At 52.2% G+C, this 2,468-nt stretch carries 1 protein-coding gene and 1 pseudogene; both read left to right on the forward strand.

The genetic code is table 11. The features are described from left to right. Nucleotides 1-958: pseudogene (locus OSO_RS0105070) on the forward strand (hypothetical protein); the annotation flags it as partial. Nucleotides 959-962: 4 nt separating this feature from the next. Beyond that, nucleotides 963-1,586, forward strand: coding sequence for a hypothetical protein (locus OSO_RS50615; protein WP_157605042.1), 624 nt, complete (start codon nt 963-965; stop codon nt 1,584-1,586). The last annotated feature ends 882 nt before the right edge of the window (nt 1,587-2,468 follow it).

Genomic DNA, 2,468 nt, shown 5'->3' on the forward strand with positions numbered 1-2,468 from the left:
GACGGTCTCTTTGGGGGCTCGGATTCCAACGAAGAATCCACGTCCTGAAGAATATGATTTTGAATGGCCGGAACCTGACGAATCGAGTTGGGTCCTGTTGACGATGGAGTGGCGGAAGACGGATGGCGGAATCGTAGACGCCGAGTTGCTCCGGCCTCGGGATTGGGTCGCATCGAGCCACCTGGAAATCGGCAGCATCTTCAAAGTCTTCTCAACCGAACTGGAGTTGAATGGAATTGCGGAAATCACGGCAATCAGCCTGTGCCCTCCGCTCAGCACGGGCGACGGGGAGGTCGTGACAGGCCGTTTCGTCACCCGAAGGGCTGACGAAACGGTGCGGATGACATTCGAAACGGGTGACACCCTGGAAGGCTCGAAGTCGCATCCCATCTGGTCGCCCGCCATTCAAGATTGGGTTCCCATGGGAGAATGGGCGGCCGAAGACGTTGTCTTGGGCCGCGAAGGCTGGATTGCCGTCACGTCCGTGGAGGTCCGAAACGAATCGGTATCACTTTACAATATTGAAGTACGTGGCGAACATGTCTATGAAGTCACCCAGGCCGGAATCCTCGTACACAACAGCACTCCTTGCTCCGTCAATCCTGGCAACTTTGATGCTCCAAATCCAGTTGTAAAAAGTGCTGGCGACCTATTTGAAGAACGTGTAAAGAATACGTTTAGCAAGGAAATCATCCGGCAAAACGAGATTCTCCGAAATTCAGCAGGAAAGGTCATCGGGGAAATTGACTTTGAAACTGCCGAAGCAATTGCAGAGGTGGGACTCAGTCTTCGTGGAAAGGTTAATCAATTGCACCGGCTCGCCGAAATTGCGAAGCAAAGAGGCAAGCGGCTCGATGTAATCTACGGCCCCGACACATCTCCCGGAACGTTCAAATTCCTTCAGGAAAGTCTTGCGAAAAAATGGGGAAACCGAGTTCGATTCATCCCTCACGAGTAACCATATGTCATCTTGGCAATACGCATTCCTGTTTCCGCAATTACCGAGTCAGCTTCGTCCTGCCAACGCCGTGAAGCGCCTCACTGAATTTGGTGCCGATTTTGACGGCTCGATTCGAATGTGTGTTCCGGTCGACGATCAAGGTCACGTTCTGGATGTTGGTGATGAAATTGCGTTGAGAGAGCCGTTCGAGCGCGATCTTATCAGGCATTTGGAGATCGGAAAGTCCTTCTCGATTCAATTGCGACATCCCGATTTGGTGATCTCTGCGGAGTTTCTTCTGGATGCTCCGAATCCGCATATATCACTCGGTTGGTCACGACGATTATTTAAGGAGTCACCGCTGATGATACAGCGTGATTTCTGGAGGGTACTTCGCTCATTCGCTAAAGATTGCAATGCAGGATACGTTGTCATCGTTGATGATGCACCGGATCACTTTGAGGATCGTTTCATAGACATTGACGGTAAACGGATGTTTGACCTGCGTTTGAATCATCGCTATGAATTGGGGTTAAGGGAGGTTTGGCTCCAATCATCTGTCACGTCGACACTACCGGAAGGAGCAACGTACGGTGATTCGGAACAATTAGGAGACGGATTTGAACGCTATTTCGTCACTATGTAATCGTCCCTCCGCTGGCGATTCTTGGCGTTCGCCCGTGCTTGAGCGTCTTCGACCCCTTAGCACTAGAAAAGAAACAGTGGGATGGCCATCACGGGACAGGTGCCGACCACCTTGTCTGTCAGGGAAAGCGCAAATAGTTGTATGATTCTTGGAAATGCAACAGCCGTCGCTTTCGCGTCAGACATGCCCATGGTTCAGCGATGGCTTCAACAAAAAAGCCCACCGCCATCCCTTCTTGTTCAGCTTTGGCGACCACATCCCTTCCGCGATTCTTGACCTTTTCTTTTTTTCCGTCATCGCACCGCGAGCAAACTAGCGAAGCCCACATTAGCCCTGCCCAGCGGAAAAAACACTGCCCGCAAAGTTCCTGCCAACTTGCCGCCGTATTCCCCACGGCAATCGCATCTTATTTCCCTGCAAAACAGGCCAAGATGCTCTCGAGGACATCCGTTGAGAGGCTGGCGCGGTATCTCTTCCCTCGGACATTATCTTTTACCGAGGGGAACAACAAAGGGGACATTCTACTTTTCGCGAAGTCCTCACTCGGCCGGGTTGGCTAGATTGGATCTTGCGTAGTCGTCGTGCAGCGACACCCAAAGCACCTCTGACTCCCACAGTTAGTCGTCATTCCACTGGAGCAATGGCCAATCGACCAGCACCGAGAAATCGACGATCTCATCGAGTTCTCATAATTGGTCGGATCAGAGTTACACGGCGCAGCTTTGGACCAACTCGGGAAACATCGGGACGGGGAATGGATCGACCGAATCGAGCAGCTATTCCTGGTCGCAGTCGTCCAAGCATGATACGTCTCAGCATTCGGAAACGACGCGGACGTCGACATCGGGCGTCAGCGGTTCAAGCTGGAATGGCAGCTACACG

Source organism: Schlesneria paludicola DSM 18645, assembly GCF_000255655.1.
Taxonomy (GTDB): Bacteria; Planctomycetota; Planctomycetia; order Planctomycetales; family Planctomycetaceae; genus Schlesneria; species Schlesneria paludicola.

Bases quoted from the DNA above. Each gene is read 5' to 3' on its own strand.
- OSO_RS50615 (WP_157605042.1), top strand. From the start codon at position 963: ATGTCATCTTGGCAATACGCATTCCTGTTTCCGCAATTACCGAGTCAG.